Here is a 24,361-nt window from a genome sequence, read left to right as displayed (position 1 = left end):
CGGCGGCGGACAGACCCGAGCCAGACCGACATGACCGCGCCGAGCGAGGTCAGCACCCAGCCCGGCCGTGGCGTGGCCGGCGGCGACGAGCGAAGCGAGGAGACGCCATGAGTGAGGCAGCACCGGCCGACATTCCCCCGTTCCGGTACACCGCGGCCCTGGCCGAGGAGATCGAACAGCGCTGGCAGGACGCCTGGGCTCGGGAGGGGACGTTCCACGCCCCGAACCCGACCGGCCCGCTGGCCGACCCCGGTCACCCGCGCACCGGTGCGGAGAAGCTGTACGTCCTGGACATGTTCCCGTACCCGTCGGGCGCGGGCCTGCACGTCGGCCACCCCCTGGGCTACATCGGCACCGACTGCTTCGCCCGCTACCAGCGGATGGCGGGGCGCAACGTGCTGCACGCCATGGGCTTCGACGCGTTCGGCCTGCCCGCCGAGCAGTACGCGGTGCAGACCGGCACCCACCCGCGGACCACGACCGTGGCCAACATCGAGCGCTACAAGGCGCAGCTGCGCCGGCTGGGCCTGGCCCACGACGAGCGCCGCTCGGTGGCCACCATCGACACCGACTTCTACCGCTGGACGCAGTGGATCTTCCTGCAGGTCTTCAACTCCTGGTACGACACCGGGGCGAAGCGGGCCCGCCCGATCGCCGAGCTGATCGCCGAGTTCGAGGGCGGCAACCGGCCCACGCCCGACGGGCGGCCGTGGGCGGAGCTGTCCGTCGCCGAGCGCCGGGCGATCGTCGACGAGCACCGGCTGGCGTACGTCTCGCAGGCGCCGGTCAACTGGTGCCCGGGGCTGGGCACCGTGCTGGCCAACGAGGAGGTCACCGCCGACGGCCGCTCCGAGCGCGGCAACTTCCCGGTCTTCAAGCGCAACCTGAAGCAGTGGATGATGCGGATCACCGCGTACGGCGACCGGCTGCTGGACGACCTGGACACGCTGGACTGGCCCGAGCCGATCAAGCTGATGCAGCGCAACTGGATCGGCCGCTCCACGGGCGCGCACATCGACTTCCCGACCGCCGTCGCGCCGATCCGGGTGTTCACGACCCGGCCCGACACCGTCTTCGGCGCCACCTACATGGTGCTGGCCCCCGAGCACGAGCTGGTCGACGCGCTGGCGCCGGCGGCCTGGCCCGAGGGGACGAAGGACGCGTGGACCGGCGGGCACGCCAACCCGCGCGCGGCCGTGGAGGCGTACCGCAAGGCGGCGGCGGCCAAGACCGACGTCGAGCGGCAGGCCGACACGAAGGAGAAGTCCGGCGTCTTCGTCGGGGCGTACGCCACCAACCCGGTCACCGGCGGGCAGGTCCCGGTCTTCGTCGCCGACTACGTGCTGGCCGGCTACGGCACCGGTGCGATCATGGCGGTGCCCGGCCAGGACGAGCGGGACTGGGCGTTCGCCGAGGTCTTCGACCTGCCGATCGTGCGTACCGTGCAGCCGTCGGAGGGCTTCGACGGCAAGGCGTACACCGGGGACGGCCCGGCGGTCAACAGCGCCGCGCCCGAGCGCGGCCTGGACCTGAACGGCCTGGGGGTGGCCGAGGCGAAGGCCCGGATCATCGAGTGGCTGGAGGCCAACGGGCACGGCACGGGCGCGGTGACCTACCGGCTGCGCGACTGGCTGTTCTCCCGGCAGCGTTACTGGGGCGAGCCGTTCCCGATCGTCTACGACGAGACCGGCGCGGCCATCGCCCTGCCGGAGGAGATGCTGCCGGTCGAGCTGCCCGAGGTGGACGACTTCTCGCCGCGCACGTTCGACCCCGAGGACGCCGCCAGCAACCCGGAGACCCCGCTGTCGCGCCGGCGCGACTGGGTCGAGGTGGAGCTGGACCTGGGCGACGGCCCGAAGCGCTACACCCGCGAGACCAACGTGATGCCGCAGTGGGCCGGCTCGTGCTGGTACGAGCTGCGCTACCTGGACCCGACGAACTCCGAGCGCTTCGTCGACGCGGAGAACGAGGCGTACTGGATGGGGCCGCGCGGCGAGGGCGACTGCGGGGGCACCGACCTGTACGTCGGCGGCGCCGAGCACGCCGTGCTGCACCTGCTGTACGCGCGGTTCTGGCACAAGGTGCTGTACGACCTGGGGCACGTCTCGTCGTTCGAGCCGTTCCGCAAGCTGTTCAACCAGGGCTACATCCAGGCGTACGCGTACACCGACGCGCGGGGCGCCTACGTGCCGGCCGAGGACGTGACCGAGCGCGACGGCGGCTTCTACCTGGGCGACACGGCGGTCAACCGCGAGTACGGCAAGATGGGCAAGTCCCTGAAGAACGTGGTCACGCCGGACGAGATGTGCGCCGCGTACGGGGCGGACACGTTCCGCGTCTACGAGATGTCGATGGGCCCGCTGGAGGTGTCCCGGCCGTGGGAGACCCGGGCGGTCGTCGGGTCGTACCGGTTCCTGCAGCGGGTCTGGCGGGCGGTCGTCGACGAGCAGACCGGCGCGCTGCGGGTCACCGACGCGCCCGCCGACGAGGCCACCCGGCGGCTGCTGCACAAGGTGGTCGACGGGGTCCGCGGCGACATGGAGGCGATCCGGTTCAACACCGCGATCGCCAAGCTGATCGAGCTGACCAACGGGCTGACCCGGCTGGCGGAGACCCCGCGCGAGGTGGCCGAGCCGCTGGTGCTGATGCTGGCGCCGTTCGCCCCGCACGTCGCCGAGGAGCTGTGGCGCCGGCTGGGACACGACACCTCCCTGACGTACGCGGACTTCCCGACCGCCGACCCCGCGCTGCTGGTGGCCGAGACGGTGACGTACCCGGTGCAGATCAACGGCAAGGTGCGGGGCCGCGTCGAGGTCCCCGCCGACGCGTCCGAGGAGACCGTCCGCGCGGCGGCCCTGGAGGCGGTCGCACCCTCGCTGGCCGGCAAGACCCCCCGCAAGGTCATCGTCATCAAGGGCCGCATGGTCTCCGTGGTGGCCTGACCCGGGCGCTGTGCCGAAGGCGTCGATCATGCAGTTGTGGTGGGGGACAAGGTCCCCGGGCCGGGATGAGCCGGGCACCACGACTGCATGATCGACGCGCCGGGTGGGGCGGGGGCGGGTGGGGTGGGTCAGGGGTCGCGACGGTGGGTCAGGGTGATCGCCGCCAGGGTGGCAGCCGCGGACCAGGCGGCCAGGGTCAGCCAGGAGCCGGTGACGGTGGCCGGGTACGGGTCCAGGTTGACGACGTCGGGATGCACCTCGATCAGGCGCAGCCAGGCGGTCAGCGGCAGGGCGTTGTACGCCTCGGCGATCCACCGGTGCTCGTCGCTGTCCACCGCCATCGGCACCAGCACGAGCACCGCCGTCGCGGCGGCCACCGCACCGGCGGCGTGCCGGGTGAGCGCGCCCAGACCCAGCCCGAGCAGCGCGCACACGGGCACGAGCGCGGCGCTCGCCACGACCGCGCGCAGCACCCCCGGCTCGCCGATCGACCAGCCGGCGTCCCGGTCGGCGAGGATCGCCTGGGACACCCAGAACGACGTCGTCGCGGTGACCGTGCCGAAGACGAGCATGACCCCGGCCAGTACGGCGGCCTTCGCCGCGACCAGCGCGCGGCGGGCGGGAACGGCGGCGAACGTGGCCCGGATCAGCCCGCTCTGGTGCTCGCCGACGATCGTCAGGGCGCCGATGGTGGCCGAGGCGAGGATCAGCACCAGGTAGCCGACCTCGGGGAAGGCGTCGCGCACCGGCCCGTACAGGTGGAACATGTCCCGGCGCCCCTGCGGGTATCCCGGCCAGTTCCGGTGGTCGGCGAGGCTGGCGTTGACGCTGACCCCGACCACGAAGAGGAAGACCAGCGGCAGCGTCCAGCGGGTCGAGCGCAGCGACCAGAGTTTGATCCACTCGGCGGCCAGCAGGTCGCTGAACCGGGCCGGCGCCCCGGTCACGGTCGGTCGGCGGGTCGGCTGGGTCACGGCGGTCATCGGGTCCCCTCCCCGGCGAGATACTCGACACTGTCGGCGGTGAGTGCCATGAAGGCCTCCTCCAGCGAGGCGGTACGGGCGGTCAGTTCGTGCAGCCCGACGCCGTGGGCGAGCGCGAGGTCGCCGATCCGCGCGGCCGTCAGGCCGGTCACGACGAGCGCCCCGGCGTCGTCCGGGCGGACGTGCGCGCCCTCGGCCGTGAGCACGGCGGACAGGGTCGCCGGGTCGGGCGTACGGACGGTCACGTCGGCCCGGGTGCTCCCGGCGGCGAACTCGGCGAGGCCCTGCTCGGCGATCAGCCGGCCCCGGCCGATCACCACGAGCCGGTCGACGCAGTTCTGCATCTCGCTCATCAGGTGGCTGGAGACGAAGACCGTGCGCCCCTCGGCCGCCAGCCGCCGGAACAGGTCCCGTACCCAGCGCACCCCCTCCGGGTCGAGGCCGTTGAAGGGCTCGTCGAAGAGCAGGACGGGCGGGTCCCCGAGCAGCGCGGCGGCGATCCCGAGCCGCTGCCGCATGCCGAGCGAGAAGCCGCCGATGCGCCGCCGGGCGACGGCCGACAGCCCCACCTCCCGCAGCACCTCGTCGACCCGGGCGCGGGCGATGCCGTTGCTGCGGGCCAGGGCCGACAGGTGCGCGACGGCGCTGCGCCCGCCGTGCACGTCCCCGGCGTCGAGCAACGCGCCGGCGTGGCGCAGCCCGCGCGGTCGGTCGGCGAAGCGGACCCCGTCCACCGTGACGGTGCCGCTGGTCGGCGCGGTGAGCCCGATGATCATCCGCAGCGTGGTGGACTTGCCGGCCCCGTTGGGGCCCAGGAACCCCGTCACGTGGCCGGGGCGCACGGTCAGGGTGAGGTCGTCGACGGCCGTCGTGCGGCCGTACCGTCTCGTCAGGGATTGAAGTTCGATCACTCCACCCACGCTGCCGGGCGGCGGGCGGCGGGGCGTCGCCCCGGCGGCCACACCCGGCGGCCGGACACCCACCCCGGGGCGTACGCCCGTGGGCCGATGCCCGGGCGGCGGCCGGCTGGCTACCGTGGGCGGATGGACGCCACCGTGCCGCTGCCACGCCGCGCCGCGTCGCTGGCGCGGGCGGTCCTGCCCTGGGTCGGCGTCGCGCTGCTGCCCGTCACCGTGCTGCTCGCCCCGGCCGTCGCGTCGAGCCGGGGCGGCGTGGGGTTCGGCGACTGGTGGATCTCCGAGCGCTACCTGGTGCCGCTGCTGGCCGTGGTCCCGCCCGCCGGCCTGCTGCGCCGCCGCCCGGTGCTCGCCCTGGCCCTGATGGTCGTCGCGGCGTGCGTGGTCACCGCCGCCGTCAACGTTCCGGAGGGCGGCTACCTGACCGACATCTGGTACGCGCAGTTCCTGGCCATCGACCTGGTGGTGGGGCTGATCGCGGCGAGGAGGTCGCGCCGGGTCTCGGTGCCGGTGGCCGTCGCGGTGCTCGTCGTACAGATCACCGCTGGCTTCGTGAACCCCGCCAGCGACCCCATCAACCGGGCCACGCTCGCCGTGCTGGCGGTCGTCACCGCGTGGACGGTCGGCAACTCCGTGCGGGCCCGGCGCGGCTACGCGGAGGCGCTCCGCTCGCACGCCGCCGCCGAGGCGGTCACCGCCGAGCGGCTGCGCATCGCCCGCGAGCTGCACGACATGGTCGCCCACAGCATCGGGGTGATCGCCATCCAGGCCGGCGTGGGCGCCCGGGTCATCGACACCCAACCGGCCCAGGCCCGCGCCGCGCTCGCCACCATCGAGGCGACCAGCCGCGACACCCTGGCCGGCCTGCGGCGTACGCTCGGCGCGCTGCGCCGCCCGCAGTCGGAGTCGGCGTCGCTGGACCCGACGCCGGGGCTGGACGACCTCGACCGACTGGTCGCGGCTGCCGCCGACGCGGGGGTGCGGGTGGACCTGCGGCGCGTCGGCGAGCGGAGGCCCGTCCCGGCCGAGGTCGACCTCGCCGCGTTCCGGATCGTGCAGGAGGCGCTCACCAACGTGGTACGGCACGCGGGCACCGACCAATGCCGGGTCACCGTCACGCACGGCCCCGACGAGATCGCCGTGGAGATCGTCGACGAGGGCCGGGGCGCCCGGGTCGGCGGTGAGGGGCACGGAATCCTCGGCATGCGCGAACGGGTCGCTCTGCTGGAGGGCCGGTTCCACGCCGGGCCCCGCCCCGAGGGCGGCTTCCGGGTGACGGCGTGGCTACCGGCACCCCCCGCGGCGACGGCGGCCCCGGCAGCGCCGGCAGCACACGTGGCGACGGAGTCGGTCGGAGCGCGGGCCGGGGAGGCGGACCGGTGAGCGTCCGGGTGCTGCTCGTCGACGACCAGCCACTGGTCCGCGCCGGCCTGCGGGTGCTCATCGCCGACGCCCCCGACATCGACGTCGTCGGCGAGGCGGGTACGGGGACCGAGGCGGTGCGGCTGACCCGCGAGGTCGTGCCGGACGTGGTGCTGATGGACCTGCGGATGCCCGGCATGGACGGCATCCAGGCCACCCGCGCGATCACCGCGCACGGCGGCGCCACCCGCGTCCTCGTGCTCACCACCTTCGACGACGACGAGCACGTGCACGCCGCGCTGCGCGCCGGCGCGAGCGGGTTCCTGGTCAAGGACATGGCGCTGGACGACATCCTCGGCGCGGTCCGGGTGGTCGCCGCCGGGGACGCGCTGATCGCCCCCGGGGTCACCCGCCGGCTCATCGCCGAGTTCGCCCGCCGGCCGACCCCCGCCGCCCCGACCCGGGCCCTCGACGGCGTCACGGAGCGGGAGCGCGAGGTGCTGACGCTCGTCGGCCGGGGCCTGTCCAACGGCGAGATCGCCGCCGAGCTGGTGATCAGCGCGGCCACCGCCAAGGCGCACGTGGCCCGGCTGTTCAGCAAGCTGGGCGCCCGCGACCGGGTGCACCTCGTCATCGCCGCCTACGAGGCCGGGCTGGTCTCCCCGAGCGGCTGAGGCGATTCACCGGGTAACCCGTCCCACGCCCTGCCGCACCGCCCCGCGATGTGTCCGCTCCGATCTTGGCAAGGAACGGCCCCTGGAGGGGCCCTTTCGTACCAAGATCTCCCAGGCAGAGCGTGGCGGACATAGCGCAGTGGACACGGCGCGGGCAGGGCAGGGCGTCCGGGGTCAGCTCGGCCCGAGCCGGCGCTGCCGCTCGGCGCGCCACCAGCGGTGGATCAGCACGACGCTGGCGATCAGGCCGAGCGCGGCCGGCGCGACGCCGAACCAGTTGACGTCGCCCGGGGAGGTGACCGTCGCACCCACCGCCGCGTAGCCGAACGCGGTGGGCGCGGAGGCGATCACGCTGCCGGCGAGGAACGGCAGCACCCGGGCGCCGGTGGTGCCGTAGCCGTAGCTGACCAGCCCGAAGCCGGCGATCGGCAGCAGCCGTACGGTGACCACGCCGAGGACGCTCTGGCGGGCGAACCAGCCGTCCAGCCGGGCCAGCCGGCCGCGTACCCGCTCGGCGACGAAGTCCCGCCCGAGCAGGCGGCCGACCGTGAAGCCCAGCGCCGCCGCGAGCAGGGCGGCGCCCAGTGCGTACGCGGCGCCCTCCAGCGCACCGAAGATCGCGCCCGAGGCGAGCGTGATGAAGGTCCGGGGGACCAGCGCGACCAGCAGCAGCGCCCCGCCGAGGACCGCCGCCACGGGAGCGAGGCCGCCCAGCCGGTCGGCCAGCCCGGGCAGTTCCCGCGCCTCGGGCAGGTCGACGACGAGCAGCACCGCCCCGAAGCTGGCGAGCAGGAGCAGCAGCAGGGCGAACCGGACGGCCGACGGCTGCCGCAGCAGCCGCCGGACGGCCAGGATCATGCCCGGGCGGCGGCGGCCACCGCGGTGCGGCGCTCGGCGCGCAGCCGGTCCGACCAGGTGTCGTCGAGCGGCGGGAGCTGGTGCGCGCCGGTGGCCCAGCGCAGCAGCAGGTCCGCCAGGGCGGGATTGCGGGCGAGAGCCGGGCCGTGCGAATACGTGCCGAGCAGCTTGCCCCGCCACGCCCCCTCGGTGGCGCCGTCGTTGCCGACCCCGGCGGTGACCCGGGCCAGCGGGGAGACCCCCGGGCCGAGGTGGGTGCGCCCGCCGTGGTTCTCGAACCCGGTCAGCGCCGGCACGCCCAGCCGCGGGTCGATCTCGCCGGCCAGCTCGCCGACGGCGCGGGTCGGCCCCCGGTCGGAGGAGAGGTCGAGCAGCTCCAACCCCGCGCAGAGGGTGCCCTTGGCGAAGAAGGAGGTGCCGAGGAGCTGGTAGCCGGCGCAGACCCCGAACACGACCGAGCCCTGGGCGACCGCCCGGTGCAGGCCGCCGTCGGCGAGCAGCCGCTGCGCGCCGAGCGCCTGCGGGCCGTCCTCGCCGCCGCCGATGAGGTAGATGTCGGCGGTGGAGGGGAGGCGCTGGTCGGAACGGACCTCCAGCACCTCGACCGGGAAGCCGCGCTGCCGCGCCCGGCGGGCGAGGATCAGGGCGTTGCCCCGGTCGCCGTAGGTGGAGAGCAGGTCGGGGTAGATCCAGACGATGCGCAGGCTCTCAGTTGACACGGTCCAACTCCGCTCGGATGTCCTGGAACGCGGTGTAGTTCGCGATGACCTCCAGGCGCCCCGGGGGCACCGACCGGACGGCGTCGTCGAACGTCCGCACATGCTGGAAGGGCACGTCGTTGACCTCGAGCCGGACCGCGAGGTCGTACGCGCGGTCGCCGGTGATCAGCACCTGCCGGCCCCGTAGCGGGGCGAAGTCGACGTCGAAGAGCCACGAGGTGTCCAGCCCGTCGGGGTCCCGGGCGTTGATGGAGAGCAGCGTCGGGGCGACGTCGGCCATGTCGAAGGCCTCCAGCCAGCTGGCCGGGTTCTTCGCCAGCAGCAGCCGGATGTTGCGACCGTCCCGGTCGACCTGCGCGTAGCGGCCCGCGACGGAGGTGACGCTGCCGAGCTGGAGCACCGCGTCCACGGGCCGGACGCCGAACTCGGCGGCGACGGCCAGCGCGGTCGCGGCGTTGCCGACGTTGACCTTGCCGGGGAGCTGGAGCTTGACCTTGTGCCAGGCGCCGGTCGGGTCGAGCACGCCGTCGTCCTCCACCGTCCACTGCGGCTGGGGCCGGCGCAGCGGGCAGCCGCTGCACCACCACTGGTCGCCGGAGCGCTGGATGGTGGAGCCGCACTCCGGGCAGACCCAGGAGTCGTCGTGCCAGCGTTGCCCGGCACTGAACCAGGTGACCTGCGGCGGGGCGATGCGGTGGTCGTGGTTGGGCGGCGGGGTCGCAGCCCAGACCACCATCGGGTCGTCGGCGTTGGCGACGACGCGGACGTCGGTGTGCCGGACCAACGCGGCGCGCCAGAGCTGCGCCATCATGGCGACCTCCTTGGCCCGGTCGAGCTGGTCGCGGGAGAGGTTGAGCAGCGCCACCACGTGCGGCTCGGTGGCCTCCAGCACCTGGGCGAGATAGTGCTCGTCCACCTCCAGCACCGCGTAGGGCGTGCTGCCGGCCTTGGCGAGCGCCGAGGTGTGCCCCGTCGGCATGTTGGCGCCGAAGGAGTTCGTGGCGACGCGGCCGAGCACCCCGACCGCCGCCGCGGTGAGCCGGGTGGTGGTGGTCTTGCCGTTGGTGCCGGAGATCAGGGCGATGGCGCGCCCGGCCGACAGGTGGGCCAGCAGGTCCGGGTCGATCTTGAGGCCGATCCAGCCGCCGATCACCGAGCCGTCACCGCGCCCCGCGGCCCGCGACAGCGCCGCGGCGGTCCGCGACACCGAGCTTGCCACCTTTGCCCGCAGGGGCATCTTCGCGTCCGTCACCCGAGCGAGGTTACCGGACCGGCGACCCCGCCAGATCGCCGCCGACGGCGAACCGTTCGGCCGGGGTCGTCCGGCGGGGTGGTCGGGACGCGCTCAGCCGGACGGAGTCGATCTATGTCGGAAAGCGGACCGGCCCGGCGGGCCCCGCGGCCCTCCACTCCGCTCCACCCTCGTTGACGTGCGGTTTTGCGCGCCGAAAGGCCGCGCCACGCGGGCGATTCTGGTTGCGGGTGGAGGGAAGTGGAGTAGAGTGGGGCGCAGTGGTGAGGCCGGGAGGGCCCACCGGCCCGGGGGGTCAGCGGCGCCGCGAACGCCGCTCAAGGGCGAGGGGGTTGGGCCGATGTTCCTCGGCACCCACACCCCGCGCCTGGACGACAAAGGCCGGTTGATCCTCCCGGCGAAGTTCCGGGACGAGCTGGCGGGGGGTGTCGTGATTACCAAAGGGCAGGATCGCTGCCTCTACGCCTTCCCGATGCCCGAGTTCCAGCGGATCGCGGAGCAGTTGCGCGCGCAACCGATGACGAACAAGGCGGCCCGAGCCTACAGCCGGGTCTTCTTCGCCAGCGCGCACGACGAGGTGCCCGACAAGCAGGGCCGGGTGACGATCCCGGCCCACCTGCGGGACTACGCCGCCCTCGACCGGGATCTGGTCGTGATCGGCGCGAGCACCCGGGTGGAGATCTGGGACAAGGCTGCCTGGGAGACCTACCTCGCGGAGAGCGAAGACGACTTCGCCGACATCGAGGAGGGGGTGCTGCCCGGCGGTCTGTAGGGCGTGACGGCGCCCGACGTACTGCGAGATCTCCACCCGCTTTCGAGTTCCTGGCACCCCTTCCCCGGTGCCAGGCGCACGATCCGATCGGAGGGCCGCGGCCTCCGACGGCGGGAGCGGATGGGGATCTGGCGGTACGACGGCACGGCGTCGTCCGACGACAGACGCGTGAAGGACGAAGGTTTCACACCAGTGGGGGTCGACATGGGGGAGCTACGCGGCACGCACGTGCCGGTGCTGCTCGAGCGGTGTCTCGAGTTGCTGGCCCCCGCGCTGGGCCGGGGCGGGCGGACGGTCCACGTCGACGCGACGCTGGGCCTGGCCGGGCACGCCGAGGCGGTGCTCGAGGCGCATCCGGAGACGGTGCTGATCGGGCTGGACCGGGACACCGAGGCGCTCGCTCACGCACGCGTCCGGCTGGCCCGCTTCGCCGACCGCGTCCACCTGGAGCACGCCGTCTACGACGAGCTACCGGAGGTGCTCGATCGGCTGGGCTACCCGGCGATCGACGGCATCCTGTTCGACCTGGGCGTCTCCTCCCTGCAACTCGACGCACCCGACCGCGGGTTCGCCTACGCGCAGGACGCTCCGCTGGACATGCGGATGGACCAGACCCGGGGGGTGACCGCCGAGGAGGTGGTCAACACGTACGCCCATCCGGACCTGGCCCGCGTGCTGCGGGTCTACGGCGAGGAGAAGTTCGCGGGCCGGATCGCCTCGGCGATCATCCGCGAGCGGGAGCGGGCCCGGATCACCTCGTCGGCGCGGCTGGCCGAACTGGTCAGGGAGTCCATTCCGGCACCCGCCAGACGAACCGGGGGACACCCGGCCAAGAGAACGTTTCAGGCTTTACGGATCGAGGTAAACAAGGAACTGGCAGCGCTGGAGACGGCGCTGCCAGCCGCGCTCGACAAGCTCAACGTGGGCGGCCGCATGGTGGTCCTGTCCTACCACTCGCTGGAGGACCGGCTCACCAAGGCGGCGCTCAGCGACCGGGTCCGCAGCAAGGGCCCGGTCGACCTCCCGGTCGAACTGCCCGGGTCCGGTCCGACGTTCCGGCTGCTCAGCCGGGGCGCCGAACTTCCCGGGGAGGTGGAGGTCGCCGCGAACCCGCGGGCCGCGTCAGTGCGGCTGCGGGCCGCGGAGCGACTCGACCCGGACGCGGCACAGCAGGGCGGCACCGACCGCGAACGGTACCGCCGGCGGGTCAAGGCGATGCACCAACCAGGGGCGGGGTCTCCCGGATCCGACACGGATCCGACGGACCCCGGGGGACGGGACAGGGACGGACGAAGAGGGGGAGGGACATGACTATTGACAAGCGCGACCGTCGGGACATCGCCGGCGGCGGGCAGCGCGCACCGCGGTCGGGGGGCCGGACCGCGGCGGAGCGGGCCACGCGCATCGGGACCGGCGCGCCGCGGGCGAACCGGCAGGGGGAGACTCGCGCCCGGGGGGCGCGCGAGTTCCCGACCCAGGGCAGCGCCGCGCTGCGGCCGGCCGAGCGGGACAACGCCGGCACGGCCCGTCCGCCCCGGCTGCGGGTGGCGCCGCCGCCGCCGGTGAAGGTGCCGCGGGCGCCCTTCGCCGCCCTGGTGCTGGTGCTGGTGGTCGGCGGGGTGCTCGGCATCCTGGCGGTCAACACGAAGATCAACGAGAACGCCTTCCGGCTGGAGAAGCTCCAGGAGCAGCAGGCCAAGCTCGACGTGGAGCAGCAGCAGCTCAACAAGGAGATCGCCGACGCGGAGGCCCCGGGCAACCTGGAGGCCCGGGCCCGCCAGCTCGGTCTGGTGGAGGCGGGCGAGCCGGCCTACATCCGGCTGCCCGACGGCAAGGTCATCGGCGTGCCGCAGCCCGCCGGGGGCAAGCCCTCGATCACCAGCCAGCAGGGCGCGGGAGGCTGACGACCGTGCCGCCGAGATCGGAGGAACCGCGCCGGGACGCCACAGGCTCCCGGCGCGGTTCGTCGCGTAACGGGGGCCGGGGCGGCGAGCCGCGCTCCGGCGAGCCGGGGGTCGGTGGCATCTCCGACGCCCGGGCGTACACCCCGCGCGGGCGCACCGTGCGCGAGCAGCGCGCCGGCGGTCGCGCCGAGCGGGAGGCCGACGCCGGCCCCGCCGAGCAGCGCCGGACGCCACGCAGCACGCGCTCCGGCGACCCGTTCCGCCCCGCCCTCCAGGTCCTCGACGGCGGGCGCGCCGGCGCCGGCCGGGCCGGCCGGCGGGAGGCGGCGGGCCGCTCCGGCGTCGTCCGCACCGTCACGCCGCGCACCCCGCGCCACGACGACGAGCCGGCGGCGCCGCGCCGCCGCGCCGCCCCGCGCCCCGCCCGCCGGCCGGACCGTCCCGCCGCCCGGCGGCCGTCGCGCAAACCGCCGAAGCCGCCCCGGCTGGCCGATCCCCGGCGCCGGCTGCGGCTCGGCACCGTGCTCACCCTGACGCTCTTCGCCGTCATCGGCATCCGGCTGGTGGCCCTCCAGGCCGTGGAGACTCCGGCGTACGCCGGCGGTGGTCTCGCCGACCGGCTGCGCACCGTCACGCTGCCGGCGGCGCGCGGCGCCATCTACGACCGGTCCGGCGCCCCGCTGGCGCACAGCGTCGAGGCGCGCTACGTCTACGCCGACCCCACCCAGGTCAAGGACCAGCAGGCCACGGCCAGGGCGCTGTCCCCGCTGCTCGGCATGCCGGCCTCCGAGCTGGCCGAGAAGATGAAGCCCCGTAAGCGGGTCAACGGTGTCGACTCGCAGTTCGAATACCTTGCCCGGGGGGTGGACATCGACCGGGCCCGGCAGATCACGGCGCTGGAGCTGCCCGGCATCTACACCCACCGCGACGAGCGGCGCGAGGTGCCCGGCGGCGACCTGGCGGCCAACCTGCTCGGCTTCACCAGCCAGGACATGGTCGGGCTGGAAGGGCTGGAGGCCCGCTACGACGACGTGCTGCGCGGCAAGGACGGCAAGCGGGTCTACGAGGTCGGCCTCGGCGACCTGGCCGCCCCGATCCCCGGCGGCTACAGCGAGACGACGAAGGCCAAGCCGGGCAGCTCGCTCCAGCTCACCATCGACCGCGACCTGCAGTTCATGGTGCAGCGGATGCTGAGCCGGCACATGGCGCAGAGCAAGGGCAGCACCGGCGCCGCCGTGGTGATCGAGATCCCCTCCGGCGAGGTGCTGGCCCAGGCCAGCCACCCCACCTACAACGCGGCGAAGCCCGTGCCGAGCGACCCGGCCGACCGCGAGGACGCGGCCACCAGCTTCGTGGTCGACCCCGGCTCGGTGCACAAGGCGATCACCTTCGGCGCCGCGCTCCAGGAACGCGTGATCACCCCCGACACCACGCTGCCCATCGCCAACAGCATCACGAAGGGCGACACCCCGTTCTTCGACACGCACCGGGCCGGCGGAAAGCGGATGAGCCTGCCCGGCATGATGGCGTACTCGTCCAACGTCGGCACCATCCAGATCGCCGACAAGCTCGGCCCGGAGCGGCTCATCGACTACCAGAAGCGCTTCGGCCTCGGGGAGCCGACGCGGGTGGGCATGCCCGGCGAGGCCAGCGGGCGGCTGCTGCCGCTCGACGAGTGGAGCGGGTCGTCGTACGGGTCGGTGCCGATCGGGCACAGCGTCGACGCCACGCCGCTGCAGATGGCCGCCGTCTACGCGACGATCGCCAACAACGGCACGTACGTGCAGCCGCGCCTGGTCAAGGAGGTGGTCGGGCCGGACGGGAAGCGCACGCCGACCGACCCTCCGGTCACCCGGTCGGTGCTCAGCCCGGAGAACGCCGCCGCGCTGCGGACCATCCTGGAGGCGGTCACCACTGTCGAGGACGCCACCGGCAGGGCCGCGGCGATCCCCGAGTGGCGGGTCGCCGGCAAGACCGGCACCGGCTGGCGGCTGGTCGACGGGCGTAAGCAGCTCGGCGAGGTGGCCTCGTTCATCGGGATGGCCCCGGCCGAGAAGCCGCGCTACGTGATCGCGGTCTTCGCGCACACCCCCTCGGGCGGGGGCGGGGACATCGCGGCCCCCGCGTTCCGGGACATGATGCAGTTCACGCTGCGTCACTACGGGGTGCCGCCGAGTGGGGAGAAGGCCCCGAAGTTCACGGTCTATCCGCGTTGAGCGGCCACGCCGCGACATCATCGGTGAGTGCGGACGAACCACCGGGGCGGCAGTGCGGCCGGAACCGGACGACCGGGTAGGGTCTGACGCCGTGCCCGGCAATCCTCGTCCCCGTACCGTGATCGGTGTCCGGCTCGGCGACCTCGCCGCCCGGCTCGCCGTCGAGCCCCCGGAGGGCGCCGCCGAGCTGGTGGTGACCGGGGTGACCCACGCCAGCCAGGAGGTCCGCCCCGGCGACCTGTACGCGGCCCTGCCGGGCGCCCGCCGGCACGGGGCGGAGTTCGCCGCCGGTGCGGCGGCCGCCGGCGCGGTGGCCGTGCTGACCGACCCGGCGGGCGCCGACGCGGCGGCCGAGGCGGGCCTGCCGGCGCTGGTGGTGTCCGACCCGCGCGCCGCACTGGGCACCCTCGCCGCGGCCGTCTACGGCGACCCGACCGAGGGACTGACGGTGATCGGGGTGACCGGGACGGCCGGCAAGACCTCGACGGCCTACCTGGTCGAGTCCGGCCTGCGCGCCGCCGGCCACACCACCGGCCTGATCGGCACCGTCGAGACCCGCCTCGGCGACCTGGCGATCGACAGCGTGCGCACCACGCCCGAGGCCACCGACCTGCACGCCATGCTGGCCGCCGCCCGCGAGCGCGGCGTCACCGCCGTGGTCATGGAGGTCTCCAGCCACGCCCTGGCGATGGGCCGGGTCGGCGGGGTCCGGTTCACCGTCGGCGGCTACACCAACTTCGGCTCCGACCACCTGGACTTCCACGCCGACACGGCGGACTACTTCGCCGCGAAGGCGCAGCTGTTCGACGGGCGCTGCGCGGTGGAGGTGCTCAACCACGACGACCCGGCGCTGAAGTCGCTGTACCGCCCGACGACGGTCACCTACTCGGCGGCCGGCGACCCGGGCGCCACCTGGTGGGCCGACGAGGTCGGCGGCGAGGGCTACGCGCAGCGGTTCACCGCGCACGGCCCCGACGGGCTGACCCTGGCGGCCGGCGTGGCGCTGCCGGGCCGGCACAACGTGGCCAACGCCCTGCTGGCCATCGCCGTGCTGGTCGCCGCCGGGGTGGACCCGCAGACCGCCGCCGCCGGGGTCGCCGCGTGCGGCGGGGTCCCCGGCCGGCTGGAGCTGGTGAACGCCCCCGGACCGGTCCGGGGCGTGGTCGACTACGCGCACAAGGCGGACGCGATCGTCGCCGCGCTGGCGGCGCTGCGGGAGCTCAGCGCGGGCCGACTGATCTGCGTGATCGGTGCCGGCGGGGACCGGGACCGGGGCAAGCGGCCGGTGATGGGCGCCGCCGCGGCGGAGGGAGCCGACGTGGTGCTGGTGACCGACGACAACCCGCGCACCGAGGACCCGGCGGTGATCCGGGCCGAGGTGCTCGCCGGCGCCCGGCGCGCCGGCACGACGGCCCGCGTCGAGGAGGTGGCCGACCGCCGGACGGCGATCGACGCGGCGGTCCGGCTGGCCGAGCCGGGCGACGTGGTCGCGGTGCTCGGCAAGGGCCACGAGCGCGGGCAGGAGATCGGTGGCGAGGTGCACCCGTTCGACGACCGCACCGAGCTGGCCGACGCGCTGCGCGCCCGCTTCGCCGACCCGGCGGGTCAGCGGTGATCCCGCTCAGCCTGGCCGAGGTCGCCTCGGCGGTCGACGGGCGACTGGCCGGCGCCGACCCGCAGGCCCGGGTCACCGGCCCGGTCGAGTTCGACTCGCGCAAGGTGCGCCCGGGTGCGCTCTTCGTCGCCTTCCCGGGCGAGAAGGTGGACGGGCACGACTACGCCGCCGGCGCGGTGGCGGCCGGCGCGGTGGCCGTACTGGGCACCCGGGAGGTGCCCGGCGTGCCGATGGTGCTTGTCGACGACGCGCTGGCGGCGATGGGCCGGCTGGCCCGTGCGGTGGTCGACCGGCTGCCCGGGCTCACCGTCGTCGGGTTGACCGGCTCGTCGGGCAAGACCACCACCAAGGACCTGATCGCGCAGCTCACCGCGCGGCTCGGCCCGACGGTCGCCCCGCCCGGGTCGTTCAACAACGAGCTGGGGCATCCGTACACGGCGTTGCAGGCCGGGCCTGAGACCCGCTACCTGGTGATGGAGAAGGGCGCCCGGGGGGTGGGGCACGTGCGCTACCTCTGCGACGTGGTGCCGCCCCGGATCTCCGTGGTGCTCAACGTCGGGGTGGCGCACATCGGCGAGTTCGGCTCGGTGGAGACGATCGCGCTGGCCAAGGGCGAGCTGGTCGAGGCGCTGCCCGCCGACGGCCTGGCCGTGCTGAACGCCGACGACCCGCTGGTCGACGCGATGGCCTCGCGTACGGTCGCCCGGGTGGTCCGCTACGGCGAGGCGGCGCACGCCGACGTGCGGGCCGAGGACGTGACGCTGGACGACCGGGGGCGGCCCGCGTACACCCTCGTCACCCCGGAGGGGACCGCGCCGGTGCGGCTCGGGCTGACCGGCCGGCACCAGGTGTCCAACTCGCTCGCCGCCGCCGCGGTGGCCCGCGAGCTGGGCATGCCGCTGGCCGAGCTGGCCATCGCGCTGGGCGCCATGGGGCTGGTCTCCACCCGTCGGATGGACGTCTTCGAACGCGCCGACGGGGTGACCGTGATCGACGACTCGTACAACGCCAACCCCGCCTCGATGGCGGTCGCGCTGCGCGCGCTGACCGGCATCGGGCGGGAGCGGCGCACCGTCGCGGTGCTGGGCTACATGGCCGAGCTGGGTCCCTTCGAACGCGACGGGCACGCCGAGGTCGGCCGGCTCGCGGCCGAACTGGGCGTCGACCGGCTGCTCGTGGTGGGCGAGCCGGCCGCGCCGATCCACGAAGGCGCGACATCGGTAGGTGACTGGGGAGGAGAGTCGGTGCTGCTCACCGATCAGGCGGCGGCCGTCGAGGTGCTGCGGAGCGAACTACGGCCGGGCGACGTCGTCCTGGTGAAGGGCTCCCGGTACCGCACCTGGGAGGTGGCCGACGCGCTGCGCGCGGACGCCGCCGGCAACGGATCCGATCCGACGGCGACGGGGGGCGGCGCCGCATGAGGGCGGTCATCGTCGCCATCGGGGTGGCCTTCCTGGTCTCGCTGCTCGCCACACCGATCGCGATCAAGGTGTTCGCCCGGCTGAAGGCCGGCCAGCCGATCCGATCGAACCTCGGGCTCGCCAGCAACGAGGGCAAGAAGGGCACGCCGACGATGGGCGGCGTGGTGTTCATCCTGGCCACGGTCATCGCGTACGTGGCCGGGCACCTGGCGCTGACGACCCTGCCGGACGCGCAGATCGCCCAGGTCGAGCCGACGATCACCGCGCTGGTGCTGCTGGGGCTGATGGTCTTCTCCGGCGCGGTCGGCTTCATCGACGACTTCCTCAAGGTGCGCAAGCGGCACAGCGGCGGGCTCAACAAGCGGGGCAAGCTGCTCGGCCAGATCCTGGTCGGCGCGGTCTTCGGCGTGGTGGCGCTCTACTTCCCGAGCACCATGACCGACGCCTCGGGCGCGGAGACCAACACCGAGACCGTGGGCAGCACGACGCTCAGCTTCATCCGGGACATTCCGGCGCTCGACCTCACCAAGATCGGCGCGGTGGTTCTCTTCATCTTCGTGGTGATGGCCGCGACCAACGGCGTCAACCTCACCGACGGCCTCGACGGCCTGGCCACCGGCGCCTCGGTGATGGTCCTCGCCGCGTACGCGCTGATCGCGTTCTGGCAGTACCGGCACTGGTGCGCCGACCCGAACTACACCCAGGACTACTGCTACGCCGTCCGGGACCCGCTGGAGATCGCGCTGATCGCCGGCGCGGCGGCCGGGGCCTGCGTGGGCTTCCTGTGGTGGAACACCTCGCCGGCGCGGATCTTCATGGGCGACACGGGCGCGCTGGGCCTCGGCGGCCTGATCGCCGGCATGGCGATGTCCACCCGGACGATCCTGCTGCTGCCGATCATCGGTGGCCTCTTCGTGATCATCACGATGTCCGTGGTGATCCAGATCATCTCTTTCCGCACCACCGGCAAGCGGGTGTTCCGGATGTCGCCGTTGCAGCACCACTTCGAGCTCGCGGGGTGGAGCGAGGTCAACATCGTGGTCCGGTTCTGGATCATCGCCGGCATCGGCGTGGCCATCGCGCTGGGCCTGTTCTACAGCGAGTTCCTCGCGAACATGACCTGAGCCGGCCGGCAGTTCCCGCCGCGGGGCCCGGGCGCGCGTCGCCCGGGCCCCGCGGCGTGTCCATCCGCCGCGACGGCGCGCGGCCCCCGGCGCAAGCCCGACACGCCGACCGGGCGGTTGCGCCGGTGGCGACCCGGCGGAACCGCCATGATGGTCGGGTGGGGGAGGGACGAGGCATCGAGGTCACGGCGGAGGGGACGTCCGGGCGGTCGGCGGGAGGCAGGCGTACGCGCGACGCGCCCGCCGTGACGCGGGGACCGGACGATCCCGGTGCCCAGGTGCCGCGCGGGCTGGACCCGGTGGGCGGGCTGGCCGCGCTGCGCGGGCTGCTGGACCGGCCGCTGGCCTCCTACTACCTACTGCTGTCCAGCGCCGGCCTGCTGCTGCTGATCGGCCTGACCATGGTCTTCTCGGCGACGAGCGTCCGGGACTATGCGGAGAACGGCAACGCCTCGACGTCGCTGGTCAAGCAGGCGATCTTCGCGGTGATCGGCATCGTCGCGTTCTGGGCGTGCCAGCGACTGCCGGCGACGACCTACCGGACGCTGGGCCGGCCGCTGCTGTTCACCGCCATCGGCCTGCTGCTGGTGCTCAACCTGCTGCTCGCGTACGCCCGGCTGACCAAGCAGGACTCGGCCCAGATCGGCCCGGTCGAGGCGCGGCTGCTGTGGCTCTTCGTCGGCGGCATCCAGGTGCAGCCCTCCGAGTTGGCGAAGTTCGCCCTGGTGCTCTGGGGCGCCCACGTGATCGCCCGCAAGGGCGCCGCGCTGGGCTGGTGGCGCGAGCTGGCCACCCCGCTCTTCCCGGTGGTCGGCCTGCTCTTCGTCCTGGTCGGCTACAACGACCTCGGCACCATGCTCTGCCTGCTCGCCGTCGTGGTCGGGCTGCTCTGGGCGGCCGGGGTGCGGATGCGCGTCTTCGGCACCCTCTCGGTGCTCGGGCTGATCGGCGTCGGCCTGCTGATCGCCGTGGCCTCGCTCGGCGCGGGCTCGGGTGCGCGCGGCGAGGAGAACTACCGCTTCGCCCGGCTGACGTCGTTCTTCAATCCACCCGACCCGCAGGACTGCAAGCTCGAGGGCTGCTACCAGATCTACCAGGGGCGGCTGGCCATCGAGCACGGTGGCTGGTTCGGCGTCGGGCTCGGCAAGAGCAGCTTCAAGTTCGGCTGGTTGCCCGAGGCGCACAACGACTTCATCTTCGCGATCCTCGCCGAGGAACTGGGCGTGGTCGGCTGCGCGGTGGTGCTCAGCCTGTTCGCCGTGTTGGCCTACACCGGGCTGCGGATCGCCCGCCGGGTGGACGACCCGTTCCGCCGGCTGGCCGCCGCGGCGGCGACCACCTGGCTGGTCAGCCAGGCTGTGATCAACATCGGTGGGGTGGTCGGGCTGCTGCCCATCACCGGCCTGCCGCTGCCGTTCATCTCCGACGGCGGCAGCGCGCTGGTCATCACGCTCGCCGCCATCGGGATGCTCGCCTCGTTCGCCCGCGCCGAACCCGACGCCGCCAGAGCACTGCATGCCCGTCCGCCGGCCCGATGGGTCCGACTACTCTGGGCCCCGTTGCCGCCGCTTCCCGGGCGGCGCCGCCGTCCGGCGGCGCCCCCGGCTGCCCGAGGGTCCGTGCCCCGGTCGCGGGAGCGGCGGCCGGACGATGTGGCCGCACCGCGCGGTGTCCGGCTGGCCCGGACCCGGCGCGGGTCGGCGGACGAGAGGAGACGTTGATGGGTCCGCTGCGTTCGGTGGTGCTCGCGGGAGGTGGCACCGGGGGGCACATCTACCCGCTGCTCGCCTTCGCCGACTGCCTGCGCCGACACGACCCCGGCGTCCGGATCACCTGCCTGGGGACACCGAAGGGCCTGGAGAACGAGCTGATCCCGCCGCAGGGCTACGACCTGCGGCAGATCCCGGCCTACCAGCTGCCCCGGTCGGTGAACATGAACCTGGTCAAGACCCCCGGCCGGATGTGGACCGCGGCCCGCGCCGCGGGCAAGGTCATCGACGAGGTGCGCGCCGACGTGGTGGTCGGCTTCGGCGGGTACGTCTCCGTGCCGGCCTATCTGGCCGCCTGGCGGCGCGAGCTGCCGATCGTGATCCACGAGGTCAACGTGCCGCCGGGGGTGGCCAACCGGCTGGGGATGAGGTTCACCCGCCACGTGGCGGTCGGCTTCCCGCACCAGCCCGCCCAGGCCGAGGCCCTGCGCGACGCGCGGGTCGTCGGCGTGCCGCTGCGCCGGGGCATCGCCGGGCTGGACCGGTTCGCCATGCGCAACGCCGCCAGGGCCCACTTCGGACTCCGCCCCGACCTGCCGGTGCTCTTCGTCGCCGGTGGCTCGCAGGGTGCCCGCTCGATCAACCTCGCGGTCGCCGGCGCGGCGAAGGAACTCGCCCGCAACGGGGTGCAGGTGCTGCACGTGATCGGCGCCCGCAACGAGCCGGTGCCGGTCCCCACCGACCTGCCGGTGCCGTACGTGACGCTGCCGTACCTGTCCGAGATGGAGGCCGGCTACGCCGCGGCGGACCTGATGCTCGGCCGGGGCGGGGCGATGACCTGCGCGGAGGTGGCCGCCATCGGGCTGCCCACCATCTACGTGCCGTACCCGCACAGCAACCAGGAGCAGAAGCGCAACGCGCTGCCCGTGGTGGAGGCCGGCGGCGGGCTGCTCGTCGACGACGCCGAGCTGACCCCGGACTGGGTCGAGCGGACCATCATCCCGCTGATCCGCGACCCGCACCGGCTGCACGCGATGGGCTCCGCCGCCGCCGCGTACGGCCGCCGCGACGGCGACGAGGCACTGCTCAACTTCGTCCTGGAGGCGGTGGCCCCGTGAGCGCGAGGAGTGAGCTTGCGAGCCCCGCAGTCGCGAACGAAAGGCAGGCGCCCGTGAGCGCGAGGAGTGAGCTTGCGAGCCCCGCAGTCGCGAACGAAAGGCAGGCGCCCGTGAGCGCGAGGAGTGAGCTTGCGAGCCCCGCAGTCGCGAACGACGGTGGCCCCGTGACTGGGTGCACCGCGACGGGAAGGTACTCGGCATGAACACCGCACAGTTCACCCCGGCCGGCACGCTCACCGCCGAGGACCTGGGCACGATCCACCTGATCGGGGTGGGCGGGGTCGGCATGAGCGGGCTGGCCCGGCTCTTCCTGACCCGGGGCCTCCGGGTCTCCGGCAGCGAGTTGCGGGAGTGGCCCTCCCTGGCCGGCATGCGCGCCCTCGGCGGCACGATCCACATGAGCCACGAGGCGTCCAACCTCGACGGCGTCGACACGGTCGTCTACTCCTCGGCGATCCCGCAGGACCACCTGGAGATGGTGGAGGCGCGTCGGCGCGGCCTGCGCGTGCTGCACCGCTCCGAGGCGCTGGCCGCCGCGATGACGGGCCGCCGGACGGTGGCGGTCGCGGGCACCCACGGCAAGACCACCACCACCTCGATGGTCACCATGGTGCTCCAGCAGGCCGGGCAGGACCCGTCCTTCGTGATCGGTGGGGAGATCTCCGAGGTCGGCTCGGGCGCCCACCACGGCACGGGCGAGCACTTCGTGGTCGAGGCGGACGAGAGCGACCGCTCCTTCCTCATCTACCGCCCGTACGTGTCGATCATCACCAACGTCGAGGCCGACCACCTGAACACCTACGGCGACCTCGCCACCCTGGAGGCGGCCTTCGCCGAGTTCGCCCGGCTCACCGACCCGGACGGCTTCATCATCACCTGCGCCGACGACCCGGGCGGGCGGCGGCTGGCCGAGACGCTGCGCGCGGAGGGCCGCCGGGTGCACACCTACGGCGCGGCGGCCGACGCCGACCTGCGGCTGACCGACATCGCCTCGTCGGCCCGGGGCGTGCGCTACCTGGCGAGCATCGACGGCCGGTCGCTCGGCGAGTTCCGGCTGCCGGTGCCCGGGCGGCACATGGGGCTCAACAGCGCCTCGGCCGTGCTGACCGCGTACCTGCTGGGGCTGCCGCTGGAGGCGGCGGAGGGCGCGCTCGCGGCGTTCCCCGGCGTGCGGCGGCGCTTCGAGCGCAAGGGCGTCGCGGACGACGTGCTGGTCTACGACGAGTACGCCTACCACCCGACCTCGATGACGCTGGCGTTGCAGACGCTGCGCGAGGTGGCCGGGGACGGCCGGCTGATCGTGGTCTTCCAGCCCTACCGGCTCTACCGCACCCGCGACCTCCAGGCGGAGATCGCCGAGTCGCTGGCCATCGCCGACGAGCTGGTGCTGCTGGAGGTCTTCGGCCCGGGCGAGCTGCGCGAGCCGGGGGAGGGATCGGCGGCGCTGATCGAGGCGGTGGCGTTGCCGGCGGAGCGGAAGGTCTTCGTGGACTCGTGGGAGGCCGCGCCGGTGGAGGTGGCCCGGCGGGCCCGCCCCGGCGACGTGGTGGTGACCATGGGCGCCCCACCGATCTCGTTGATGGGGGACCAGCTGCTGGCCGCGCTCTCGGCGCGTACCACCGATCCGGCGGCGCCGGCGGGCACGACGCCCGGCGGCGACGCCGGCGGCACGACGACCATCGGCGGCACCGTCCCCGGCGTCGGCGGTGCCGGCGGCGCGGTCGCGGACGGCGCGGCGCCCGCGGCCGGATGAGTCCCGGTCCGGCGCGGGGGCGCACCACCGGCGCGGACGGCGGCGGCCGGCGCGGGCCGCAGCGGCGGTGGCAGCTGGTCCGGGCCGGCAGCGACGCGGTCCCCGCCTCGACCCGCCGGTTCATGGCCCGGGCCCGGCAGCGTCGGATGCGCGCGGCCCTGCCGTGGGCGGTCGCCGCGGGCGTGCTCGCGGCGGCCGGGCTGGTCGCCTGGACCCTGCTCGGCACCGGCCTGTTCGGGGTGCGCGAGGTCCGCGTCGAGGGTGCCGCGCTGGTCACGACGGTGCAGGTCCGCGACGCCGCCGCGGTGCCCGACGACGCCCCGCTGGCCCGGGTGGACCTGGCCGCCACCGCGCGGCGGGTCGGCGAGCTGCCGGCGGTCCAGCGGGCGGTGGTGACCCGGGACTGGCCGGACACGCTTGTCGTCCGGGTGACGGAGCGCACCGGCGTGGCGGCGGTGCCGCGCGGGGAGCAGTTCGTGGTGCTCGACGGCGCGGGCGTGGTCTTCCGGACCGTGCCGCGGCCGCCGGACGGCCTGCCGGTGGTCCGGCTCGCCGACCCGGGTCCGGACGACGGGTCGACCCGGGCGGCGCTGGAGGTGCTCGGCGCGCTCACCCCGCAGCTGCGCGCCGAGCTGGTGGACGTGAGCGTCGAGGGGCTGGCCCGGATCACGCTGCGGCTGCGCGGCGACCGGGTGGTGGTCTGGGGGGACGCGACCCGGGGCGCGGACAAGGCCCGGGTGGCCGGCGCCCTGCTCGACCGGAAGGCCGACACCATCGACGTCAGCGCGCCCGACGTGGTCACCCTGCGGTGACCGCCCGCTCAACCGGCGACGTGACCCGTCCCGCTCCGGCGGCGACACGCCGAGCGGGTCCTTGGCTCATCGCGTGAGGGCGCTTACGTTGCCCCGAAGGGGATCAGTGGTTGACATAACAGTAAGCCTCTAGTAGAGGGTGAGGGTTCAACCCTGATCCTCGCTGGTGACAGCTGTCGTCGGCCGCTGGTCTGGCCAGGCCCTACCCGG

At 74.2% G+C, this 24,361-nt stretch carries 18 protein-coding genes and 1 pseudogene; 14 read left to right on the top strand and 5 right to left on the bottom strand.

From position 1 onward, the window contains the following. Positions 1-107: 107 nt before the first annotated feature. Positions 108-2,942, top strand: a complete 2,835-nt coding sequence (gene leuS / locus ACN27A_RS10960) for a leucine--tRNA ligase (RefSeq protein ID WP_421452132.1) — start codon at positions 108-110, stop codon at positions 2,940-2,942. 128 nt (positions 2,943-3,070) lie between these two features. Here leuS and ACN27A_RS10955 read toward each other — a convergent pair whose 3' ends face one another. Further along, positions 3,071-3,925, bottom strand: coding sequence for a hypothetical protein (locus ACN27A_RS10955; protein WP_421452129.1), 855 nt, complete (start codon positions 3,923-3,925; stop codon positions 3,071-3,073). Further along, entirely contained in the window at positions 3,922-4,836 is a 915-nt protein-coding gene (locus ACN27A_RS10950) for an ABC transporter ATP-binding protein (RefSeq protein ID WP_421452126.1), read from the bottom strand. Before ACN27A_RS10950 ends, ACN27A_RS10955 begins: the two co-directional genes overlap by 4 nt. Positions 4,837-4,968: 132 nt before the next feature. On the opposite strand from ACN27A_RS10950, the gene ACN27A_RS10945 reads away from it, so the two are divergent. Next, a complete protein-coding gene (locus ACN27A_RS10945) occupies positions 4,969-6,225 on the top strand; it encodes a sensor histidine kinase (protein WP_421452124.1) in 1,257 nt (418 codons plus the stop codon). Next, positions 6,222-6,878 (top strand): response regulator, encoded by a 657-nt coding sequence (locus ACN27A_RS10940; protein ID WP_421452121.1) that lies wholly within the window; start codon positions 6,222-6,224, stop codon positions 6,876-6,878. The genes ACN27A_RS10945 and ACN27A_RS10940 overlap by 4 nt, the downstream gene beginning before the upstream one ends. Before the next feature lie 174 nt (positions 6,879-7,052). Here ACN27A_RS10940 and ACN27A_RS10935 read toward each other — a convergent pair whose 3' ends face one another. Genes ACN27A_RS10935 through ACN27A_RS10925 form a run of 3 tightly spaced genes read right to left on the bottom strand, consistent with a single transcriptional unit; the run spans position 7,053 to position 9,692 of the window. Then, complete coding sequence (locus ACN27A_RS10935; protein WP_357580155.1) at positions 7,053-7,736, bottom strand: TVP38/TMEM64 family protein; 684 nt, start codon at positions 7,734-7,736, stop codon at positions 7,053-7,055. After that, positions 7,733-8,455: a type 1 glutamine amidotransferase gene (locus ACN27A_RS10930; protein WP_132236287.1), complete on the bottom strand. Its 723-nt coding sequence runs from the start codon at positions 8,453-8,455 to the stop codon at positions 7,733-7,735. The genes ACN27A_RS10935 and ACN27A_RS10930 overlap by 4 nt, the downstream gene beginning before the upstream one ends. Beyond that, on the bottom strand, positions 8,445-9,692 hold the full coding sequence (locus ACN27A_RS10925) for a MurT ligase domain-containing protein (protein ID WP_421458436.1): 1,248 nt from the start codon (positions 9,690-9,692) through the stop codon (positions 8,445-8,447). The genes ACN27A_RS10930 and ACN27A_RS10925 overlap by 11 nt, the downstream gene beginning before the upstream one ends. A gap of 355 nt (positions 9,693-10,047) precedes the next feature. On the opposite strand from ACN27A_RS10925, the gene mraZ reads away from it, so the two are divergent. The 11 genes and pseudogenes from mraZ to ACN27A_RS10870 all read left to right on the top strand — a co-directional run bounded on the left by mraZ (position 10,048) and on the right by ACN27A_RS10870 (position 24,151). Next, the gene (gene mraZ, locus ACN27A_RS10920) at positions 10,048-10,479 is read left to right on the top strand and encodes a division/cell wall cluster transcriptional repressor MraZ (protein WP_132236289.1); all 432 of its coding nucleotides are present in this window, start codon (positions 10,048-10,050) and stop codon (positions 10,477-10,479) included. Between the two features lie 204 nt (positions 10,480-10,683). After that, positions 10,684-11,797, top strand: a pseudogene (rsmH, locus tag ACN27A_RS10915) (16S rRNA (cytosine(1402)-N(4))-methyltransferase RsmH). Continuing rightward, complete coding sequence (locus ACN27A_RS10910; protein ID WP_421452117.1) at positions 11,787-12,383, top strand: septum formation initiator family protein; 597 nt, start codon at positions 11,787-11,789, stop codon at positions 12,381-12,383. The pseudogene rsmH and the gene ACN27A_RS10910 overlap by 11 nt, the downstream one beginning before the upstream one ends. Positions 12,384-12,388: 5 nt before the next feature. Then, positions 12,389-14,599: a peptidoglycan D,D-transpeptidase FtsI family protein gene (locus ACN27A_RS10905; RefSeq protein ID WP_421452114.1), complete on the top strand. Its 2,211-nt coding sequence runs from the start codon at positions 12,389-12,391 to the stop codon at positions 14,597-14,599. A 52-nt stretch (positions 14,600-14,651) separates the two neighbouring features. Then, a complete protein-coding gene (locus ACN27A_RS10900) occupies positions 14,652-16,214 on the top strand; it encodes a UDP-N-acetylmuramoyl-L-alanyl-D-glutamate--2,6-diaminopimelate ligase (protein ID WP_421452111.1) in 1,563 nt (520 codons plus the stop codon). After that, entirely contained in the window at positions 16,211-17,635 is a 1,425-nt protein-coding gene (locus ACN27A_RS10895) for a UDP-N-acetylmuramoyl-tripeptide--D-alanyl-D-alanine ligase (RefSeq protein WP_421452109.1), read from the top strand. The genes ACN27A_RS10900 and ACN27A_RS10895 overlap by 4 nt, the downstream gene beginning before the upstream one ends. Beyond that, entirely contained in the window at positions 17,632-18,759 is a 1,128-nt protein-coding gene (gene mraY, locus ACN27A_RS10890) for a phospho-N-acetylmuramoyl-pentapeptide-transferase (protein WP_132236299.1), read from the top strand. Before ACN27A_RS10895 ends, mraY begins: the two co-directional genes overlap by 4 nt. 278 nt (positions 18,760-19,037) lie before the next feature. Beyond that, positions 19,038-20,480, top strand: coding sequence for an FtsW/RodA/SpoVE family cell cycle protein (locus ACN27A_RS10885; protein WP_421458435.1), 1,443 nt, complete (start codon positions 19,038-19,040; stop codon positions 20,478-20,480). Continuing rightward, positions 20,480-21,586 carry an undecaprenyldiphospho-muramoylpentapeptide beta-N-acetylglucosaminyltransferase gene (gene murG / locus ACN27A_RS10880; RefSeq protein WP_132236301.1) on the top strand — a complete coding sequence of 369 codons (1,107 nt, stop codon included), beginning with the start codon at positions 20,480-20,482 and terminating at the stop codon, positions 21,584-21,586. The genes ACN27A_RS10885 and murG overlap by 1 nt, the downstream gene beginning before the upstream one ends. A gap of 199 nt (positions 21,587-21,785) precedes the next feature. Beyond that, positions 21,786-23,339: a UDP-N-acetylmuramate--L-alanine ligase gene (gene murC, locus ACN27A_RS10875; RefSeq protein WP_421452106.1), complete on the top strand. Its 1,554-nt coding sequence runs from the start codon at positions 21,786-21,788 to the stop codon at positions 23,337-23,339. Continuing rightward, positions 23,336-24,151, top strand: coding sequence for a cell division protein FtsQ/DivIB (locus tag ACN27A_RS10870; protein ID WP_421452104.1), 816 nt, complete (start codon positions 23,336-23,338; stop codon positions 24,149-24,151). The genes murC and ACN27A_RS10870 overlap by 4 nt, the downstream gene beginning before the upstream one ends. Positions 24,152-24,361: the final 210 nt, after the last annotated feature.

The organism is Micromonospora sp. WMMD737 (assembly GCF_049179055.1).
In the GTDB taxonomy this organism is placed as follows: Bacteria; Actinomycetota; Actinomycetes; order Mycobacteriales; family Micromonosporaceae; genus Micromonospora; species Micromonospora reichwaldensis.
Note: the sequence above shows the minus strand (reverse complement) of the source record. Positions and strands in the feature narration are given on the sequence as shown.